We start from the raw sequence: 18,577 nt of genomic DNA on the forward strand, positions 1-18,577 counted from the left end.
CCCATGGGACTCACAGGACAGGCGTTGCTGGTTGGCGCCGCGCAATACAAACCAGAGAAGTACTCCACCGCGCCGCAAATGTTCCATCTGGAGCAGGTGGCCGATCTGACCACGCAAGCTTTGGACGATGCCGGTCTGTCGCTCTCCGACGTGGACGGGCTGATCACCGTTGGGCCGCAGTTCCATGAGGCCGGCATGTTCGTCCCTGCCATGGCCGGCGAATACTTGGGCGTGCCACTGAATTTTGCCGAGGTGGTGGACCTGGGCGGTGCCAGTTCGGTCGGCGCGGTCTGGCGCGCGGCCATGGCGATTGAGATGGGCATGTGCGACACCGTCGTCTGCGTGATTCCGTCGCGCATGGCGCCGACCGCGCCGAACGACGACCACATGGCTGAGGTCATGCGCACGTCGCGCTTTGGCGGCCACAGCACGCGCTTTGGCGCGCCCGAGGCCGAGATGGATCTGCCCTACGGCCACATGGCGCAAAACACCGGCTACGCCATGATTGCCCAGCGCTATGCCGCCATCCATGGCTACGACGCCGCCGCGCTGGCGCGCATTGCCGTTGATCAGCGCTTCAACGCCTGCCACAACCCCAACGCCATGTTCTACGGCCAGCCGATCACGGTGGAAGACGTGCTGGCCTCGCGCATGGTGGCCGAGCCGCTGCGTATGCTGGAAATCGTCATGCCGGTGGCCGGCGGCGGCGCCGTAGTCGTGACGCGCGCCGACAAGGCGAAAAATTGCCGCCACCGGGGCGTGCAAGTGGTGGGCTGCGGTGAACATGTGCAGACCAAGTCGCCGACCTACGCCGCCGACATGCTGGCCACCCCCATTGGCCCGGCCTCGCGCCGCGCCTTTGCCATGGCCGGCCTCACGCCGGCCGATATGCACATGGCGCAGATCTACGACTGCTACACCATCACCGTGCTGCTGACGCTGGAAGACGCGGGCTTTTGCGCCAAGGGCGAAGGCATGCGCTTCTTGCGCGAACACGATTTCACATTCAAGGGCGACTTTCCAATGAATACCCACGGCGGACAACTCAGCTTTGGCCAGACTGGCGCGTCCGGCGGCATGACGCAAGTGATTGAAGCGCTGCACCAAATCCAAGGCCGTGCCGGCGAGCGCCAGTTGGCACGCCACGACTTGGCCTACGTCTCGGGCACCGGCGGTGTCATGAGCGAGCAGGGCGCCTTGATTTTGAAAGGGGCCTGAGCCATGAGCTGGAACAAACCCCTGCCGCAACCCACCCCCATTTCTACGCCGTTCTGGGACGGCCTGAAAGCCCACGCAGTGCGTATCCAGCAGTGCGAGCACGGCCACTGGCTGTTCTTTCCGCGCACGCACTGCCCGACCTGTGGCTCGCGCCAGCTGACGTGGAAAACCGTCTCTGGCGAAGGCACGCTCTACACCTTCACCGTAGCGCGTGTGCCCACGCTGCCCGAGTTCAGCGACGAAATGCCGCAGCTGCTGGCCGTGGTCGAGCTCGACCAAGGGGTGCACATCAACACCACCCTGGTCGGTGTGGCGCCCGAAGAGCTGCGCGTCGGCCAGCGCGTGCGTCCGGTGTTTGACGAGCGCCCCGGCAGCGTGACGCTGCTGCGCTACACACCGGTCGAGTCGGCGCAGGCCAGTGTCATCACCGGTGAAAAAACCACTGAGACCGAAACCGCGCCGGCAGCGGCAACCGAGGCGCCCAAGCGCCAGGTCAGTTGCAAGGACATCGACGCCATGCGTGCGCTGGTGTCGCAGGAGTTCTCCGCCTGGTCGAACCAGTTTGAAGTGACGCAAGAGCTGATCAATCAGTTTGCCGCGCTGTCGGGCGACGACTACTGGATCCATACCGACCCCGAGAAGGCGCGTGCGCAAGGCCCGTTTGGCACCACCATTGCCCACGGCTCACTGGTGCAGGTGCTGACCAGCCAGCTGAAGATGCCGATGGACTTTGAGGTGACGGATTTCACCAATATCGTCAACTATGGCTCCGACCGGCTGCGCTTTGCCACACCGGTGCCGTCGGGCTGCCGCATCCATGGTCGCTACCGCATCAAGTCGGTCGAGCAGCTCAAGCGTGGCGTGCAGGTGGTGATGGAAATCAACATCCACTGCGTCGGACAAGACCGGCCTTCGGTCATTAACGACTTGGTGATGCTTTACATGTAACGCTGCAAAGCACCTCAGTAACAGGCCCGCACGACTGCGCAGTTGGCGGGCCTGTGTTGTTTCAAAAATCCCTTGGCAGGAGTTTTTGCATGACGGGTACGCTGAAAAACAAGGTCGCCATCGTCACTGGCGCCAGCCGGGGCATGGGTGCGGCGATTGTTGAACGCTTTGCCGCCGAAGGTGCCAAGGTGGTCATTACTGCGCGCACGCTGCAGGCTGATGGCCAACTGCCTGGCTCGCTCAGGGAAACGGCAGAGCGCATCCGCGCCCGGGGCGGTATGTGCCACTGCCTATATCTGAAACCACCGCACCACCCGGCGTAGCGGCCGGTGAGAGAACCTTTGATGCACCCTAACGCACTGCGTGGCCGCACGCTGATCGCCTTCATGCTGTCGGCCAGCCTGGCCTCCACCATCGGCGGACTGCCGTTCAACCTGCTGCCGGTGCTACTGGGCACGCTGAACGCGCCGCTGTGGATGAACCGGCTCAACTGGCGCCTGTTGACGCTGGTCAGCACCGCCGGCACGGCACTGGGGCATCGTCTTTGCTGTGCTCAAGCTGCTGGGCGGCGTGGCCGCCTTCAGCGTGGCGGCCTTGGGTGAGCGCCTAGTACCGCTGCGCGCCGCACTGCTGGTGCTGCTGGCTATCGGCGTGGGGCTGGCGCTGCTGGCCAGTGCCGGCTCCAGCGGCTTTGTCGGCTTTGCGCTGGGCGCCTGGGTCTGGGAGTTCGCCTTCACCTGCGGCTGCGTGTTCCAGACCGCCGCCATTGCGCGCAGCGACCCCAGTGGCCGCGCCGTCACGCTGGTGCCGGGCGCCTTTGCCCTGAGCTCGATGGCCGGGCCCGGCCTGGCCGGCCAGATCGCCGCCGGCGCCCGCAGACCAGGAAAACCCTTACTACAAAGGGATGATGTCGCGCCACGCCGTTGGTAGAGACTCGGGCTATAGGCCCTGCCAAGACAGGGCTCGAGAAAACGAGGGTAGGGAAGACCACCCAGGCCATAGAGCCTCTTTGTTCCACACAGGAGACAACACCATGAAACGCCGCCGTTCACGCTGGGCCCTGATCGCTACTGTCGCCATTGCCCTGGGTACTGCCCTGATGAGCCCGTCCTCCCTGACGCCGCTGGCGTTTTCCGGCGCTGCGCCGTATACGACCGCACCAGGCGCCGGAGCGCCACCTGCCAACGTATCCTGGCAGGTCACCTTGATGGGTGGGCGCTGGTAATCATTGAAAATAATAGCTACTAGCGCTTGCTGGGTAAGCGTTTGAGAGCTAAATCACTGGTATTTTGCAAAACAAAAAGGGGCGCAAGACCCTTTTTTTGCATCAAACAGGGCGCAAACTGTTGCTGGGTCTGCGCTACAAGCTATTGATCTTGTAGCGCAGCAGCGTGTTTGACGCCCCGTGCCGCAGCTCAGGCCGCAGCCCGTTCCTTGCGCTGTTTGGCCAGCGTCATGGCCGTGTCTTCAATCATGTCTTCCTGACCGCCGACCATGCCCCGGCGGCCCATCTCGACCAAGATGTCGCGCGCCGGCACGCCGTATTTCTTCTCGGCGCGCTTGGCAAACAGCAGGAAGCTGCCGTACACGCCGGCGTAGCCCAGCGTCAGCGCATCGCGGTCGATGCGGATTGGAAAATCCATGATCGGCACCACCAAGTCTTCAGCCACGTCCTGGATCTTGAATACATCGACCCCGGTCTCGATACCCATCAGGTCGCAGACGGCAATGAAAACTTCCATCGGCGTGTTGCCGGCACCGGCACCCAGGCCGGCCGCCGCTGCGTCAATGCGCGTCGCGCCGACTTCAATCGCCGCCAGACTGTTGGCCACGCCCATCGCCAGGTTGTGGTGGCCGTGAAAGCCCAATTCGGTTTCCGGTTTCAGTGCGGCGCGCACCGCACCGAGCCGACTTTTGACGGTTTCCGGCAGCAGGTGACCGGCCGAGTCGGTGATGTAGATGCAGTTGGCGCCGTAGCCTTCCATCAGCTTGGCTTGTTTGACCAGGCCCTCGGGGCTGTTCATGTGCGCCATCATCAAAAAGCCCACCGTGTCCATGTCCATTTTTCTGGCCATGGTGATGTGCTGTTCTGACACATCGGCCTCGGTGCAGTGGGTGGCGACGCGGATGGTGGTCACGCCCAAGCCGTGCGCCATTTTCAAATGGTCCACGGTGCCGATGCCCGGCAACAAAAGTGCGCTGACTTTGGCCTGCTGCATCAGCGGAATCACCGCGCCGAGGTATTCCTCGTCGGTGTGCGCCGGAAAGCCGTAGTTGACCGAACTGCCGCCCAGGCCGTCGCCGTGGGTGACTTCAATCAGCGGGATGCCAGCGTTGTCCAGGCCGCAGGCAATGGTCTTCATTTGCTCCAGCGACATCAGATGGCGCTTGGGGTGCATACCGTCGCGCAGCGTCATGTCGTGGACGGTGATCTTGGTGCCTTTGAGGGTGGTGCTCATGGTGTGTATTTTCTTGAATCTGTCAGGCGGCCACGGCCAGGGGTTCGAGCGTCAGGGCGCCGCTCAGGATTTCTTCGGCAAACATCTCGGCGGTGCGCGCAGCCGCCGCCGTCATGATGTCCAGATTGCCGGCGTACTTGGGCAGGTAGTCGCCCAGACCTTCGACTTCCAGAAAGACGGAAACACGGTTGCCGTCAAACACTGGCCCGTTGACCAAGCGGTAGCCGGGCACGTATTTCTGCACCTCTTGGATCATGTCGTGGATCGACTGCGTGATGGCCGTCTGGTCCGGTTCGGATTCAGTCAGGCAGTGCACGGTGTCGCGCATCATCATCGGCGGCTCGGCCGGGTTGATGATGATGATGGCCTTGCCTTTTTTGGCGCCGCCAACTTTTTCCACTGCCCCCGCGGTGGTGCGGGTGAATTCGTCAATGTTCTTGCGCGTGCCGGGGCCGGCGGATTTGGACGAGACGGTTGCGACGATTTCGCCGTAGGCCACGGGCTGGATACGGCTGATGGCAAACACCATCGGAATCGTCGCCTGGCCGCCGCAGGTGACCATGTTGACGTTCATCTCGCCTTGGCCGACGTGTTGCTTCAAATTCACTGGCGGCACGCAGAACGGGCCGATGGCGGCGGGCGTCAGATCAATCATCAGCGCGCCCTGCGCGTTCACCTTGCGCGAATTTTCCGCGTGGACGTAGGCGCTGGTGGCGTCAAAGACGATCTGCACGCCATCCTGCTTCATGTGTGGAATCAGGCCATCGACGCCGTCGGCGGTGGTCTTGATGCCCATCTCGCGGGCGCGCTTCAGGCCGTCGGATTCGGGGTCGATGCCGACCATCCAGACCGGTTCCAGTACCAGGCTGCGTTGCAGTTTGGCCAGCAAATCGGTGCCGATGTTGCCAGGGCCGATCAGGGCGCATTTGATTTTTTTCGTGGTCATAGGGAGGATTTCCTTAGTCTGAGAAAGCAATCGAGCAGCCACCCAGGCCTTCGATGTGCAGGGTGAAACGGTCGCCAGCCACGGCGGGCACCAGTGGTGCCAAGGAGCCGGACAAGATCAGCTCGCCGGCCTTGAATGGAATGCCAAACGCGCCCAGCGTGTTGGCCAGCCACGCCACGGCCTCGGCCGGGTGGCCTTGCACGGCGGCGCCGACACCGCTGCCGGCGGGCGCGTCGTTTTTCCACATCTGCATCGATACGGCGGCCAGGTCGAGCGCGCGCGGGTCGGTGTGCTGCGCGCCAACGACAAACACGCCGCACGAGGCGTTGTCGGCCACGGTGTCTTGGATTTTGATTTTCCAGTTGTCGATGCGGGAATCGACGATTTCAAAGCACGGTGCCACCCAGGCGGTCGCGGCCAGCACGTCTTCGCGCGTCACGCCCGGGCCTTGCAGGTCGGACTGGAGCATGAAGGCGATTTCACCCTCGGCACGCGGCTGTATCAGGCCAGCGGCTTTCAGTGACACGGTAGCGCCGTCGGCATATTGCATGGCGTCGGTGAGAAAGCCAAAGTCGGGCTGAAACACGCCCAGCATGTCCTGCACCGGCTTGGAGGTGACGCCAATCTTCTTGCCGATGACGCGCTCGCCCGCCGCCTCGCGCCGCGCCAGAAAGCGCAGCGAGATGCGGTAGGCGTCGTCCACCGTGATGCCGGCGTGGCGGTCAGTCAGCGGCACCAGCGTGCGGCGTTCGCTCAGGGCGGCAAACAGCTCGTCACCCAAGGATTCGATGAGTGCGGTATCTAGGCTCATGGCTCAGCCGTTCTGCATGAAGTCGATGCAGCTGCGGTTGAACAGCTCGCGGTGCTCGACCTGCACCCAATGGCCGCAGCGGTTGAGCATCACCATGCGCGCATTGGGGCAGTTGTCCAGCAGCTTGGCCGCGCCGCTGGCCGGGTTGAATTGGTCGTTGATGCCCCAGAAGCCAAACACCGGACAGCGCAACTGGTGCAGTTGCTCGGTCATGTTCGGTACTTTCAAAATCGAGCGGGCGGCATTGGTTTGCGTCAGTGCAATCGGCGCGCGTTCGTTGATGATTTCTTCGGTTAGCAGGCTGGGGTCAAACAGCTGCATGGTCATCACGGCGCGCATCGCTTCGGCGCCGGTTTTGCCGGATTTGTAGATGGCGAACATGTTGGCAATGCCGGGCATGGCCAAGTAGGTGTCGATGTCTTCGACGCCGCCGGGTGCCATCAAAATCAGCCGCGCCACGTCGTCCGGGTAGGCCAGCGCATAGCCCAGCGCCACCGCGCCGCCGAGCGAGTTGCCCAGCAGCGTGACTTTTTCAAGGCCCAGGCCATCGACCAGGCCCTTGATGCCGGCAATGAACAAGTCCAGGTCGTACTGCGGCAGGTCGGGCTTGCTCGACAGGCCATAGCCAATCAGGTCGGGAACGATGGCGCGGTAGCCGGCCTGGGCAAATTCGGGATAGTTGCCCTTGAAGTTGCTGTAGCCGCTGGCGCCGCCGCCGGCGCCATGCAAAAAGATGACGGCTTCACCTGCGCCCTGCTCGTGGTAATGCACGCGCTGGGGCAGGCCAGAGATGTCGCCAATGTCGAGGTATTTGCCTTCAGGAATAGGGGTGGTTTGCATGGGTGTGCCCTTAAAGAAAGGAGAAAGCTAAAAAAGCCGGTAGTGCTTGAAGCGGTGGAGGTGCTTTAGGCGTCTCGCGGCGCTGGCGCCTGCCACAACTTGGGCAGGCCGGGGTCGGTGGCCAAAATGGCTTGCTTGAGCAGGTTGCGCAGCGCGGCCGATTCCATCTCGCCCATGCGGTCCACCAAATCGGCTTCGACCGATTTGGCGGCGGCCAGCACATGCAAGATGGCGTCGGTGCCGGCAGCGCTCAGGCGCAGGCCGCCGGCTTCTTGCTCCAGCAGGCCGCGTTGCACCAGCGATTGCAGGCTGGCGGCGCTGGAGTCGATACCGGTGTAGGCGATGTGCGCGGCAATTTCGGGCACCGCCAGCGGCTGGCGTACGCTCAGCAGCGACAGCACAAAAAAATCGGTGTCCGACAGCTGTTTCGCTTGCAGCGTGCCGCGAATGCCGTGCAGAAACTGAAAGTGCGCCCGTCCAAACAAATAGCCCAGCAAATTTTCGGAATACACCGCGCCGTCCAGCTGTGCCAGCGGCTCGGTGGAAACCGGCGCCGCCTTGCGCGCCGCCAGCGCGTAGCCGCCGGTGACGTAGACCAGTGGCGGCACGGCGCAGCTGTCGTATTGCACCACTTCGCCAACAAAAATCGTGTGGTCGCCGCCTTCGTATTTGAAGGCAGTTTTGCACTGAAAGCGCGCGCTGCAACCGGGCAGCAGCGGCGCGCCGCTGGGCTGCGTGTCCATGGCCAGACCGTTGAATTTGTCTTCGCCGGCGCGGGCAAAGCGGTTGGACAGGGCTTCTTGCTCGTTCGACAGGATGTGCACGTTCCAGTGCGTGCTCTCGCTGAACGCCTCTAGGCTGCGCGCGTTGTTGGCCAAGCTCCACAGCACCATGGGCGGGTCGAGCGACACCGAGTTGAAGCTGTTGGCCGTCACGCCAATCGGTGCGCCATCGGGTGCGGTGGTGGTGACGATGGTCACGCCGGTGGCAAACATGCCCAAGGCGCGGCGAAATTCTTTCGGGTCAAAAGCGGTGGGGGTGGCAGCGGTGGTGGGGGCAGTAGCGTCCATGCAAGTCTCCTGAGTCTTGAGGACTGAGCTTGCCGGGCGCTGGACGCGCGGGAATCCCCCACACGGACTAGACACGCGCGGGGTTTGCCACAGGTCAGGTGCAGCGCGCACGGCGGCGCCGATAGGTGCACTAGGGTTGGTTTTTAGTCTGATTGGACGATGAGCGGGCTGCGGACGGGTGGGACTATCTGCCCATCGCAAGGCATTTTCCTTGCGCGATCACCCCCAGCCTCGTAGAGCACAGCCTTTCGGAGACGACCACCATGATGACCGTAAAAGACGATTATTTGACGCCTGAAGCCCTTGAGTTGATTGCGCGTGCGCGTGCCATGGCACCGCGCCTGGCCGAGCGTGCCCGTGCGGCGGAAGACGCTTCGATGGTGCCGCGCGAAACCGTGGAAGAGATGCAGGCCGCCGGCTTTTTCAAGGTGTTGCAACCCAAGCGCTGGGGCGGCTACGAAATGGATCCGCGCGTGTTCTACACCGTGCAGATGGCGCTGGCCGAAGGCTGCATGGCCACGGCCTGGATCTACGGCGTGATCGGTGTGCACAACTGGCAAATTCCGCTGTTCCCGGAGCAGGCGCAAATCGATGTCTGGGGTAACGATCCGACCACACTGACCGCATCGACCTACATGCCCACCGGCAAGGCCGAGCCGGTGGAGGGCGGCTACAACTTCAGCGGCCGTTGGAGCTGGAGCAGCGGCTCGCAGCACTGCGAGTGGATTTTGCTCGGCGGCTTGTTGCCCAAGAAAGACGGCTCGGGCGCGCTGGAGCACTGCACCTTCCTGCTGCCCAAGGCAGACTTCAAAATTATCGACAACTTCGATGTGCTGGGTCTGCGCGCTACCGGCAGCCACGACATCCAGGTGACCAACGCCTTTGTGCCCGAGCACCGCACGCACCGTACCAACGACCACAGCGACGCTGGCTGCCCCGGCCGCGCGGTCAACCCTGGCTGGCTCTACCGCATTCCGTTCACCCAGGTGTTCCAGCGCGCGGTGTCGTCGGCCTGCTTGGGCGCGACCGACGCCGCCATCCACAGCTTTCGCGCACGTTGCGCCAGTTTTGTCGGCAAACACGGTGCCAAAACCGCCGAAGACGTCAATTCGCAGCTGGTGGTCAGCGAAGCCATGATGATGAGCGATGCCGCCAAACTGGTGCTGTACCGCAACTTCCAGCGCATCGTTGACTGCGCCAAAAACGGCACGGTGATGGACGTGGAAGAGCGCCTGCTGCAACGCGCCCAAGCCGCACAAGTACCCAAAAAATGTGCTGAAGCCGTCAACGAAATCATGCGCGCCTGCGCTGCTGGCGGTGTGTTCAAGAGCAATCCGATTGAGCGCACCTTCCGCGACCTGCATGTGGCGCGTGGCCACATTGCCAACAACACCGATACCTATGCGCGTGCGCATGGCGCCGTGATGCTGGGCTTGCCCAACGCCGACGCTTTCGTCTGACCGGTAGCAACGCATGACAACAGGAGGCGGCGTGCAACAACCCCCATTGAAAAACGAACAGCAATTTGATGTGATCGTCGTCGGGACGGGGGCCGGTGCGTTGCTGGCCGCCATCCGCGCCAGCGACGCCGGACTCAAGACCCTGGTGGTCGAAAAGACCGCGCTGGTGGGCGGTACGTCCGCCATCTCGGGCGGCGGCATCTGGATTCCAGACAACCACGACATGCCCAAGGCCGGCTTGAAAGACAGCGTCGATGTGGCCTTTGGTTACGTCAAGGCCTGCGCCAAAGGCCTGGCCAGCGACGACCGGGTGCTGGCCTATGTTGAGACGGCGCGCCACATGGCGCGCTATCTGGGAGAGATTGGCGTGCCTTATCGCTGCATCCCGCTCTATTCGGATTACTACCCGCACATCCAGGGCGCTATGCCCGGTGGCCGCACCATGGATCCGCTCGAATTCAATGCCGCCAAGCTGGGGCTGGAGGGCCTGGCGCTGCTGCGCCCGACCAACCCGGGGCAGCTGATTCTGGGCCGCATGAATATCAACGCCTTCCAGGCGCGCACCATGCTGGCGCGTGAGAAAAAGGCCAAGTGGATGCTGATGGGCATCATGGCGCGCTATTTTCTGGACTACCCGTGGCGCAGCAAGAGCAAGCGCGACCGGCGCCTGACCGGTGGCCAAGCGCTGGTCGGCGGGCTGCTGACGGCGCTGCGCCAACGCAACATTGCGCTGTGGCTGAATACGCCGATGGAGTCGCTGGTCACTACAGGGGGCCGCGTCACCGGTATCGTGGTGCAAAAGGACGGCCAGTCGCTGCGCCTGCAGGCGCGCAAGGGTGTGATCCTGGGCGCCGGTGGCTTCGAGCGCAATCAGGCGATGCGCGAGCAATACCTGCCCAAGCCGACCGACCAGGCGTGGACGGCCACCCCCCCCGGCGGCAACACCGGCGACACCATTCTGGCCGGCGCCGTTGTCGGCGGCCAGTTGCACCTGATGGCGCACACCTGGGGCGTGCCGACGCTGGAAGTGCCCAAGGAAGAAAAATTTCGCCCGCTGTTTGTCGAGCGCTCCATGCCCGGCTGCATGGTGGTGAATGCGCGCGGCGAGCGCTTTTTGAACGAATCCGGGCCGTACCCCGAATTCCAGCAGGCGATGTATGCCAACCACGCCCAGACCGGCGGCGCCATTCCGGCCTGGATCGTGTTTGACGCCACCTTCCGCGCCAACTATCCCATCGGCCCCTTGATGCCCGGCTCGGCCGTGCCCGACAGCCGGATGCGCAAGAGCTGGTTGAACAGCGTGTACTGGAAGGGCGAAACGCTGCAAGAACTGGCAGCAAATATTGGCGTCGATCCGGCTGGCCTGGTAGCCAGTGCAGCGCGTATGACCGAGTTTGCGCGCACTGGCAAAGACTTGGAGTTTGACCGCGGCGGCAACGTGTTTGACCGCTACTACGGCGATGTCAACGTCCATCCCAATCCGAACCTTGCGCCCATCCAAAAAGGCCCGTTCTACGCCATGAAGCTGCTGCCCGGTGATATTGGCACCAAGGGGGGGCTGCTGACCGACCGCGACGCGCGCGTGCTCGACGGCGCCGGCAACGTGATCGACGGCCTGTACTGCATCGGTAACAACTCGGCCTCGGTGATGGGCCCGGCCTACCCCGGCGCCGGCTCGACGCTGGGCCCGGCCATGACCTTTGGCTACCGCGCCATTGCCGCCATGCAGGGCCAACCTATCGCGTTGGAGCGCACCGACTTGCTGGCAGATGCTGCGCCAGCGCCCGCAGCAGCGGTGCAGCGGCAAGGACAAGTGGCATGACGCGCCCAGCCAAGGTATCGACGGTCACGCCGATTGCCGCAGCGCTGGAAATCGACGATGCCAACGCCATCGACTGGAGCGACAGCGCCGACGTGGTGGTCGTCGGCTGGGGTGCGGCCGGTGCCTGCGCCGCCATCGAGGCGCGCGCCACCGGCGCATCGGTGCTGGTGATTGACCGCTTTGCCGGCGGCGGTGCCAGCACGTTGTCGGGCGGTGTGGTGTATGCCGGTGGCGGCACACCGTACCAAAAGCAGGCCGGTTTTAACGACACGCCCGAGGCGATGGCCGACTACCTGCGCCACGAGGTCAACGGCGTGGTCAGCGATGCCACGTTAAAGAAGTTTTGCGACGACAGCGTTGCCAACTTGGCGTGGCTGGAAATGCACGGCGCGCGCTTTGGCGCCACCATGCCCGACTACAAAACCTCGTACCCGCCCGAAGGCAAGTTTTTGTACTACTCCGGCAACGAAGTGGTGCCGGCCTACCAAGGCGACAAAGGCGCACCCGCGCCACGCGGACACCGTGCCATCGCCAAAGGCCAATCGGGCGCCACGTTGTATGCCGCGCTGCAAGCGGCGACGCTGCGCGCCGGCGCGCAGCCGCTGACGCAAGCTGCCGTGCGCCGCTTGGTGCGCTTGAACGGTGCAGTGATCGGCGTCGAAGTCTGGCAACTGCCGCCCGGCGATCCGGCCACGCTGAAACACGCCCAGCTGAGCCGCGAAGTCGAGCGCTGGCGCACCTTTCGCCCCGGTAAATCGGCTGCCTTCCGGCGCGAAGCCGCCCAGATTGAGCAAGCCAAAGCCCAGCCGCGCTTTATCCGCGCACGCCACGGCGTGGTGCTGTCCACCGGCGGCTTTATGTACAACCCCGAGATGATCCAAGAGCACGCGCCGCACACCCGGCGCGGCTGGCCGATTGGCGGCGCCGGCTGCGACGGCAGCGCGGTGCGCTTGGGCGCCACCGTCGGCGCCGTCTCGAAAGAACTGAGCAACGTCTCAGCGTGGCGTTTTATTACGCCGCCGGCCGTCTGGCCCAAGGGCGTAGTTGTCAACAGCCAAGGCGAGCGCTTTGCTAATGAGCAGCTGTATGGCGCCGCGCTCGGCTATGAGCTGGTCGATCGCCAAGGCGGCAAGGGCTGGTTGATCATTGACGGCAAGCTGCGCTCGCAAGCGATACGCCAATGCCTGTTGGGTCGCATTTGGGCATTTCAGTCGCTGCCAGCGCTGGCGATGATGCTGTTGAGCGCCAAAAAAGCCGCCACGCCCGAGGCGTTGGCTGCGCGCATCCAAGCCAACCCGGCCAAGCTGCGTGCCAGCATCGAGCGCGCCAGCGCCGCCGCCCGCGGTGAGCGCGAGGACGCCTTTGGCAAGTCGCCCGACATGCGCCATGACCTGTCGCGTGGGCCGTTCTACGCCATCGACATTTCTATCGGTTCGCCGACCTTTCCGCTGGCGGTGCTGACGTTGGGTGGGCTGGTGGTGAATGAAGAAAACGGCCAAGTGTTGGACGCCGCGGGCCAGCCGATTGCCGGCCTGTTTGCCGCTGGCCGCGCTGCCATTGGGCTGCCGTCTTCGCGCTACATCAGCGGTTTATCGCTGGCCGATTGTGTGTTTTCTGGACGCCGCGCCGGTCGCGCTGCGTCCCACTCGACTGACAAGGGGAATTGACATGGGACGCGTACAAGACAAAGTGGCTTTGGTCACCGGCGGCGCCAGCGGCGTCGGCTATGAAACCGTCAAGCTGCTGTTGGCCGAGGGCGCCTTTGTCGCCATTACCGACATCAACGCCGCAGCCGGTGAAGCCTTTGCTGCCGAGTGCGGCGAGCGCGCCATGTTCATCCGCCACGACGTCGCCAGCGAAGCTGATTGGACAGCGGCCATTGCCGCTGTGCAGCAGCGCTTTGGCCCGCTGGACATCCTCATCAACAACGCCGGCATTTTGATTGCGGGCAGCATTGCCACCGCCACGCTGGCGCAGTTTCGCCAGCTGATGCAGGTCAACGCCGACTCGTGCTTCATCGGTTGCCAGCAGGGCATTGCGGCGATGCAAGAGCGCGGTGGCAGCATTGTCAACATGGCCTCGGTGTCGTCGTGGTTGCCGATTGAGGGCTACGCCGGCTACAGCGCGACCAAGGCCGCCGTGGCGGCGCTGACCCGCGCCAGTGCGCTGTACTGCCGCAACAACGGCGTGCCGGTGCGCATCAACTCGGTGCACCCGGACGGCATTTACACGCCGATGATGCAAGCCTCGGCACCTGGCGTGCCGGCCAAGTTTTTGCTGTTCGACCCCAAAACCAACCCCAAAGGCCGCGCCACCCTGCCTGAGAACATCGCCAAGGTGATGTTGTTCTTGGCGTCTGACGATTCCCAGGCCATCAGCGGCGCCGAGATGCGCGCCGACAGCGCCATTTTGGGCACTGGACTGTAAAAATACAGTCAAATTGGCCTCTAGCCCTTTAAATACGTGCGCTACTAGCTATTAATTTGATAGTTTAATAGCTGGTTGAGTGCACTGCAGTTAGTCCCCCAAGGAGTTACCCATGAGCCGATACCATGCGTTGCGCGTGCGCGCGGTGGTGGACGAGACCCACGACACCAAGTCCTTGGTGTTCGAGGTGCCGCCCGCACTGGCCGACGCTTTTGCCTACCAGCCCGGCCAGTTTTTGACGCTGCGCTTGGCGATTGATGGCCACCATGTGCCGCGTTGCTATTCGATGTCGAGCGCACCCGGCGTGGACGACGCGCCGCGCGTCACTGTCAAGCGCGTCAAAGATGGGCGCGGCTCCAACTGGGTCTGCGACCGCGTGCGCGCCGGCGACATGGTCGAGGTGATGCCGCCGTCCGGCGTGTTCTATCCGCGCTCACTGGCGGGCGACTTCTTGCTGCTGGCCGGTGGCAGCGGCATCACGCCGGTGTTTGCCATCCTGCGCTCGGTGCTGGCCCGAGGCGAAGGCCGCATCACGCTGCTGTACGCCAACCGCGACGAAAAATCCGTCATCTTCAAGAATGAACTGAAAGCGCTGGCCGAGGCCCATCCGTCGCGTCTGACGGTGATCCATTGGCTGGACTCGGTGCAGGGCGTGCCTTCGGTGGCGCAGCTGGCCGAGCTGGCGCGCCACCACCGCGCCGCCCAAGCCTTTATTTGCGGCCCCGGCCCGTACATGGATGCGGCCGTGGCGGCGCTGCAGGCGATGGAGATGCCGTCCGAGCGCATCCACGTCGAGCGTTTTGCCTCGCTGCCCGACGAAGAAACCCTGGCCGCTGCCACCGCCATCGCCCAGGCCGCGCCGCCACTGCCGGGCGCGGTGGAGTCGGCCGTGGTCGAAGTGCTGCTGGACGGCGAAACCCACACCTTGCATTGCAGCGGCACCGAAACGCTGCTCGAAGCGGCCCTCAAGGCCGGTCTGAAAGCGCCGTATTCCTGCCAGGCCGGCATGTGCGCCTCGTGCATGTGCCAAGTCGTGGAAGGCAGCGTGCACCTGCGCCACAACGACGTACTCGACAAAAAAGACCTGGCCAAAGCCTGGACGCTGGCCTGCCAGGCCGTGCCGACCAGTGAGCGCCTGCGCATCAAATTTCCGGAGTAAACCCTTATGAGCCTGATTTCCGAAGCGCCTGCGGGCGCCGTGTCCGATGTGTCCCCCTGGGCGCTGGCGCCCGACCTGCCTGAGACGCTGCCGGCGCTGCTGCGCCAGGCGGCGCAAAACCAGCCGCAGCAGCCGGCCATCGTTGATGGCGATACCACCATCAGCTATGCCGATCTGCTGCAGCGCAGCCAGGCGGTGGCGCGTGCGCTGATCGCCCTGGGCGTGCAGCCCGGCGACCGCGTGGCGCTGTGGGCGCCCAATCTGCATGAATGGATTCTGGCGGCCTGCGGCACCCACGCCGCTGGCGCGGTGCTGGTGCCATTGAACACGCGCATGAAGGGCGGCGAAGCGGCCGACATCCTGGAGCGCAGCGGCACCAAGGTGCTGTTTTGCATTGGCGACTTTCTGGGCCAGTACTACCCGGTGCAGCTCGATGGCCAGCGCCCGGCGGCACTAGAGCACATCGTGGTGCTGCGCGGTGGTTTTCAGCCGAGCGCCAGCCACCCGAACGACCTGGCGTGGGACGACTTTTTGACCGCCGGCGCGCAAGTGCCGCCGGCGCAGGTCGAGGCGCGCGAACAGGCTTTGAGCGCCGACAGCACGGCTGATTTGATGTTCACCTCGGGCACCACCGGCCGGCCCAAGGGCGTGATGTCGGCGCATGGGCCGACGATTCGCGCCTTCAGCACCTGGGGCCGCGTGGTCGGGCTGCAGGCGGGCGACCGTTACCTCATCGTCAACCCGTTTTTCCACTCGTTTGGCTACAAGGCCGGCTGGGTGGCCGCCTTTATCCAAGGCGCTACGGTGTACCCCGAGCAGGTGTTTGACGCCGACAAGGTGCTGGCGCGCATCGCCAACGACCGCATCAGCTTTTTGCCGGGGCCGCCGACGCTGTTTTTGACCATGCTGGCGCATCTGCGCTTGAAGGACTTTGACATCTCCTCGCTGCGCGTGGCGGTGACCGGCGCGGCCACGGTGCCGCCGGTGCTGATCACGCGGATGCGCGAAGAGCTAGGCATCAGCAACGTCACCACCGCCTATGGCCTGACCGAGTGCGGCGGCTGCGCCACTATTTGCGATCCTGGCGACAGCGCTGAAACGGTGGCTAGCACCTGTGGCCGCGCGCTGCCCGGCACCGAGGTGCGCTGCGCCGATGAAGCCGGCCAGAGCGTGCCGGTGGGCCAACCGGGCGAGGTGCTGCTGCGCGGCTACCACGTGATGCAGGGCTACTTTGACGACGCCGCGGCCACGCTGGAAGCCATCGACGCCGAGGGTTGGCTGCACACCGGCGACGTCGGCGTACTGGACGAGCGCGGCTATTTGCGCATCACCGACCGCCTGAAAGACATGTTCATCGTCGGTGGCTTCAACTGCTATCCGGCCGAAATTGAACGCCTGCTGGCCGACCACCCGGACATTGCCCAAGTGGCGGTGGTTGGTGTGGCCGATGAGCGCATGGGTGAAGTCGGCTGCGCCTGCGTGGTGCGGCGCGCCGGCAGCGAGCTGACCAGCGAAGCACTGGTGGCTTGGGCGCGCGCGCACATGGCGAATTACAAGGTGCCGCGCCATGTGCTGTGGTTTGACAGCTTTCCGGTGAATGCCTCGAACAAGGTGCTCAAGCGCGAGCTGGCGCAGACCGCCGCTGCCCTGTTGCCGCAGGCTTGAGTAGGCCGGAATTTTTGACTGCGCAAAGGATCGCCATGACTGCCTCCACCCCGTTGCCACCTGCTATGGCCTTGCCGGCTGCGCGCTGGCGTCCGTCCTGGCGCCTGTCCACTCGCCTGTCGCTGGCCTTTGGTCTGGTACTGGGCCTGCTGCTGGTGATCACGGCGGTGGCGCTGCACCGGATGCAGCGCATCGACGCTCACACCAAGCGCATGACCGAGGTCAACCAGAGCCGCATTGCCGTCATGCAGACCATGATGAACGCGGTCAATGAGGTGACGGTATCGCTGCTGGGCGTGACGCTGGTGATCGACGAAGTCGATGCGCAGGAGGAGGCCGAGCGCATTGCCAAGGGTATGGAGCATTACCGCACCGCCCGCGCCCAACTCCAGCAGTTGTCGGTCGCAGCGGACCAGGCGCGAGAAGGCACGCCAGCGGGTGACCCACTGGCAGAACTGGATGCCGTGGCCGTGCGCGGCATCGACAGCGCGCAGTACGTGCGCGATGCCTTGCTCTTGGGCAACAGCAACCTGGGCAATGTTTTTCGCGCGCGCAACCCGCGCCCGCTGCAAGCGCAGTGGCTGGCGCAGTTGGCTAAGCAAGCTGAGCGCGAGGCGCAAGACGCGGCCGTGCAGCACGCGGCCATCCAGGCCGAGTTTGTATTGGCGCGCCAGTGGCTGCTGAGTGCGGCGGCCGTGGCCATCGTTCTCAGCGTCGTCGCCAGCACGCTGATCTTGCGCAGCGTGACGCGGCCACTGGCGCAAGCGATTGACCATGCCCAGCGCATTGCCCAGGGCGACCTGACGGGCGACATCGTCGCGGCGCGCAGCGATGAAACAGGTGACCTGCTGCGCGCGCTGGCACAGATGCAATGGCAGTTGCGCAGCCTGGTGGCCAGCATCCACAGCTCCTCTGGCGGCATTGCGCTGGCCAGCCGTGAAATCGCCCAGGGCAACCAGGACTTGTCCCACCGCACCGAACAGGCGGCCAGCGATCTGCAGTCCACCGCCCTCTCGGTAGGCGAGCTGGCGGAGATGGTGCGCGCTTCAGCTGAGGCGGCGGCCCAGGCCGATGCATTGGCGCGCCAGGCTGCCGGCGCGGCCGGTCAGGGCGGCCAGGCGGTGGCCAGTGTGGTGGTGGTGATGGACGAGATTTTGTCCGGTGCACGGCGTATTGCCGACATCGTGGCGGTGATCGACTCCATTGCCTTTCAGACCAACATCCTGGCGCTCAACGCTGCGGTTGAAGCGGCACACGCCGGCGAGCAGGGGCGCGGTTTTGCCGTGGTGGCCAGCGAAGTGCGCAGCTTGGCGCAGCGTGTCGTGGCCGCGGCGCACGACATCAAGCTGCTGATTGAAAGCTCGCTGCTCAGCGCCGGCAACGGCACCCAACTGGCGCGCCATGCCGGCAGCACCATGGAGCACATCGTCACCCGCGTGCACAGCGTCACTGTCACCATCGGCGAGGTCGCCAGCGCTGCCAGCGCGCAGTCCAGCGGCATCGAAGAGGTCAGCGCCGCCGTGGCGCGGCTGGACGATATGACGCAGCGCAATGCGGCCTTGGTCGAGCAATCTGCCGCCGCTGCCCAGGCACTGGAGCACCAGGCGGCGCAGCTGGAAGAGCTGGTCGGCGTGTTCCGCGCCGGGCCACAGGGGGCTGTGTCAGAGTATGCGCAAGGGGAGTTGGAATATGAGCGAGATAGCCCTCAAGCCCTTATGGCGCAAGCGGTGTAAGCTATTTTATTGAGAGTGA

18 protein-coding genes are annotated in these 18,577 nt (G+C 64.3%); 13 read left to right on the forward strand and 5 right to left on the reverse strand.

The window, feature by feature from the left end; genetic code table 11:
- Positions 1 to 3 precede the first annotated feature (3 nt).
- The 6 genes from Q390_RS0112960 to Q390_RS0112985 all read left to right on the forward strand — a co-directional run bounded on the left by Q390_RS0112960 (position 4) and on the right by Q390_RS0112985 (position 3,391).
- Positions 4 to 1,218 carry a thiolase family protein gene (locus Q390_RS0112960; protein WP_027996451.1) on the forward strand — a complete coding sequence of 405 codons (1,215 nt, stop codon included), beginning with the start codon at positions 4 to 6 and terminating at the stop codon, positions 1,216 to 1,218.
- Positions 1,219 to 1,221: 3 nt separating this feature from the next.
- The gene (locus Q390_RS0112965) at positions 1,222 to 2,166 is read left to right on the forward strand and encodes a bifunctional OB-fold nucleic acid binding domain-containing protein/MaoC family dehydratase (protein ID WP_027996452.1); all 945 of its coding nucleotides are present in this window, start codon (positions 1,222 to 1,224) and stop codon (positions 2,164 to 2,166) included.
- An 89-nt stretch (positions 2,167 to 2,255) separates the two neighbouring features.
- Positions 2,256 to 2,489 carry an SDR family NAD(P)-dependent oxidoreductase gene (locus Q390_RS20550; protein ID WP_027996453.1) on the forward strand — a complete coding sequence of 78 codons (234 nt, stop codon included), beginning with the start codon at positions 2,256 to 2,258 and terminating at the stop codon, positions 2,487 to 2,489.
- Between the two features lie 21 nt (positions 2,490 to 2,510).
- Positions 2,511 to 2,768 (forward strand): hypothetical protein, encoded by a 258-nt coding sequence (locus Q390_RS0112975; protein WP_027996454.1) that lies wholly within the window; start codon positions 2,511 to 2,513, stop codon positions 2,766 to 2,768.
- On the forward strand, positions 2,716 to 3,096 hold the full coding sequence (locus tag Q390_RS0112980) for a hypothetical protein (RefSeq protein ID WP_027996455.1): 381 nt from the start codon (positions 2,716 to 2,718) through the stop codon (positions 3,094 to 3,096). The genes Q390_RS0112975 and Q390_RS0112980 overlap by 53 nt, the downstream gene beginning before the upstream one ends.
- A gap of 103 nt (positions 3,097 to 3,199) precedes the next feature.
- Positions 3,200 to 3,391 carry a hypothetical protein gene (locus tag Q390_RS0112985; protein ID WP_027996456.1) on the forward strand — a complete coding sequence of 64 codons (192 nt, stop codon included), beginning with the start codon at positions 3,200 to 3,202 and terminating at the stop codon, positions 3,389 to 3,391.
- A gap of 190 nt (positions 3,392 to 3,581) precedes the next feature.
- On the opposite strand, the gene dmpG is transcribed toward Q390_RS0112985, so the two are convergent.
- The 5 genes from dmpG to Q390_RS0113015 form a co-directional block, all read right to left on the reverse strand.
- On the reverse strand, positions 3,582 to 4,625 hold the full coding sequence (gene dmpG, locus Q390_RS0112995) for a 4-hydroxy-2-oxovalerate aldolase (protein ID WP_037472977.1): 1,044 nt from the start codon (positions 4,623 to 4,625) through the stop codon (positions 3,582 to 3,584).
- A 22-nt stretch (positions 4,626 to 4,647) separates the two neighbouring features.
- Positions 4,648 to 5,571: an acetaldehyde dehydrogenase (acetylating) gene (locus Q390_RS0113000; protein WP_037472979.1), complete on the reverse strand. Its 924-nt coding sequence runs from the start codon at positions 5,569 to 5,571 to the stop codon at positions 4,648 to 4,650.
- A 13-nt stretch (positions 5,572 to 5,584) separates the two neighbouring features.
- Entirely contained in the window at positions 5,585 to 6,382 is a 798-nt protein-coding gene (locus Q390_RS0113005; protein WP_027996459.1) for a fumarylacetoacetate hydrolase family protein, read from the reverse strand.
- Between the two features lie 3 nt (positions 6,383 to 6,385).
- Complete coding sequence (locus Q390_RS0113010) at positions 6,386 to 7,222, reverse strand: alpha/beta fold hydrolase (protein ID WP_027996460.1); 837 nt, start codon at positions 7,220 to 7,222, stop codon at positions 6,386 to 6,388.
- A gap of 65 nt (positions 7,223 to 7,287) precedes the next feature.
- Positions 7,288 to 8,292 (reverse strand): flavin reductase, encoded by a 1,005-nt coding sequence (locus tag Q390_RS0113015; protein WP_027996461.1) that lies wholly within the window; start codon positions 8,290 to 8,292, stop codon positions 7,288 to 7,290.
- Between the two features lie 263 nt (positions 8,293 to 8,555).
- Here Q390_RS0113015 and Q390_RS0113020 point away from each other — a divergent pair, with 263 nt between their 5' ends.
- The 7 genes from Q390_RS0113020 (at position 8,556) to Q390_RS18465 (ending at position 18,558) form a co-directional block, all read left to right on the forward strand.
- A complete protein-coding gene (locus Q390_RS0113020; RefSeq protein WP_027996462.1) occupies positions 8,556 to 9,752 on the forward strand; it encodes an acyl-CoA dehydrogenase family protein in 1,197 nt (398 codons plus the stop codon).
- Positions 9,753 to 9,783: 31 nt separating this feature from the next.
- Positions 9,784 to 11,574: an FAD-binding protein gene (locus Q390_RS18460; RefSeq protein ID WP_245606918.1), complete on the forward strand. Its 1,791-nt coding sequence runs from the start codon at positions 9,784 to 9,786 to the stop codon at positions 11,572 to 11,574.
- A complete protein-coding gene (locus Q390_RS0113030; RefSeq protein WP_027996463.1) occupies positions 11,571 to 13,241 on the forward strand; it encodes an FAD-binding protein in 1,671 nt (556 codons plus the stop codon). Before Q390_RS18460 ends, Q390_RS0113030 begins: the two co-directional genes overlap by 4 nt.
- Position 13,242: 1 nt before the next feature.
- Entirely contained in the window at positions 13,243 to 14,001 is a 759-nt protein-coding gene (locus tag Q390_RS0113035) for an SDR family oxidoreductase (protein WP_027996464.1), read from the forward strand.
- A 112-nt stretch (positions 14,002 to 14,113) separates the two neighbouring features.
- Positions 14,114 to 15,160, forward strand: a complete 1,047-nt coding sequence (locus Q390_RS0113040; RefSeq protein ID WP_027996465.1) for a ferredoxin--NADP reductase — start codon at positions 14,114 to 14,116, stop codon at positions 15,158 to 15,160.
- 6 nt (positions 15,161 to 15,166) lie between these two features.
- The gene (locus Q390_RS0113045) at positions 15,167 to 16,825 is read left to right on the forward strand and encodes a FadD3 family acyl-CoA ligase (RefSeq protein WP_156949901.1); all 1,659 of its coding nucleotides are present in this window, start codon (positions 15,167 to 15,169) and stop codon (positions 16,823 to 16,825) included.
- Positions 16,826 to 16,860: 35 nt separating this feature from the next.
- Positions 16,861 to 18,558, forward strand: a complete 1,698-nt coding sequence (locus tag Q390_RS18465) for a methyl-accepting chemotaxis protein (protein ID WP_051603232.1) — start codon at positions 16,861 to 16,863, stop codon at positions 18,556 to 18,558.
- The last annotated feature ends 19 nt before the right edge of the window (positions 18,559 to 18,577 follow it).

Source organism: Simplicispira psychrophila DSM 11588 (assembly GCF_000688255.1).
Lineage (GTDB): Bacteria > Pseudomonadota > Gammaproteobacteria > Burkholderiales > Burkholderiaceae_C > Simplicispira > Simplicispira psychrophila.

Bases quoted from the DNA above. Each gene is read 5' to 3' on its own strand.
- Q390_RS0112960 (WP_027996451.1), top strand. From the start codon at position 4: ATGGGACTCACAGGACAGGCGTTGCTGGTTGGCGCCGCGCAATACAAA.
- Q390_RS0113030 (WP_027996463.1), top strand. From the start codon at position 11,571: ATGACGCGCCCAGCCAAGGTATCGACGGTCACGCCGATTGCCGCAGCG.
- Q390_RS0113010 (WP_027996460.1), bottom strand. From the start codon at position 7,222: ATGCAAACCACCCCTATTCCTGAAGGCAAATACCTCGACATTGGCGAC.
- Q390_RS18465 (WP_051603232.1), top strand. From the start codon at position 16,861: ATGACTGCCTCCACCCCGTTGCCACCTGCTATGGCCTTGCCGGCTGCG.
- Q390_RS20550 (WP_027996453.1), top strand. From the start codon at position 2,256: ATGACGGGTACGCTGAAAAACAAGGTCGCCATCGTCACTGGCGCCAGC.
- Q390_RS0113000 (WP_037472979.1), bottom strand. From the start codon at position 5,571: ATGACCACGAAAAAAATCAAATGCGCCCTGATCGGCCCTGGCAACATC.
- Q390_RS0112975 (WP_027996454.1), top strand. From the start codon at position 2,511: ATGCACCCTAACGCACTGCGTGGCCGCACGCTGATCGCCTTCATGCTG.
- dmpG (WP_037472977.1), bottom strand. From the start codon at position 4,625: ATGAGCACCACCCTCAAAGGCACCAAGATCACCGTCCACGACATGACG.
- Q390_RS0112985 (WP_027996456.1), top strand. From the start codon at position 3,200: ATGAAACGCCGCCGTTCACGCTGGGCCCTGATCGCTACTGTCGCCATT.
- Q390_RS0113045 (WP_156949901.1), top strand. From the start codon at position 15,167: ATGAGCCTGATTTCCGAAGCGCCTGCGGGCGCCGTGTCCGATGTGTCC.
- Q390_RS0113035 (WP_027996464.1), top strand. From the start codon at position 13,243: ATGGGACGCGTACAAGACAAAGTGGCTTTGGTCACCGGCGGCGCCAGC.
- Q390_RS0113020 (WP_027996462.1), top strand. From the start codon at position 8,556: ATGATGACCGTAAAAGACGATTATTTGACGCCTGAAGCCCTTGAGTTG.
- Q390_RS0112965 (WP_027996452.1), top strand. From the start codon at position 1,222: ATGAGCTGGAACAAACCCCTGCCGCAACCCACCCCCATTTCTACGCCG.
- Q390_RS0113005 (WP_027996459.1), bottom strand. From the start codon at position 6,382: ATGAGCCTAGATACCGCACTCATCGAATCCTTGGGTGACGAGCTGTTT.
- Q390_RS0113040 (WP_027996465.1), top strand. From the start codon at position 14,114: ATGAGCCGATACCATGCGTTGCGCGTGCGCGCGGTGGTGGACGAGACC.
- Q390_RS0113015 (WP_027996461.1), bottom strand. From the start codon at position 8,292: ATGGACGCTACTGCCCCCACCACCGCTGCCACCCCCACCGCTTTTGAC.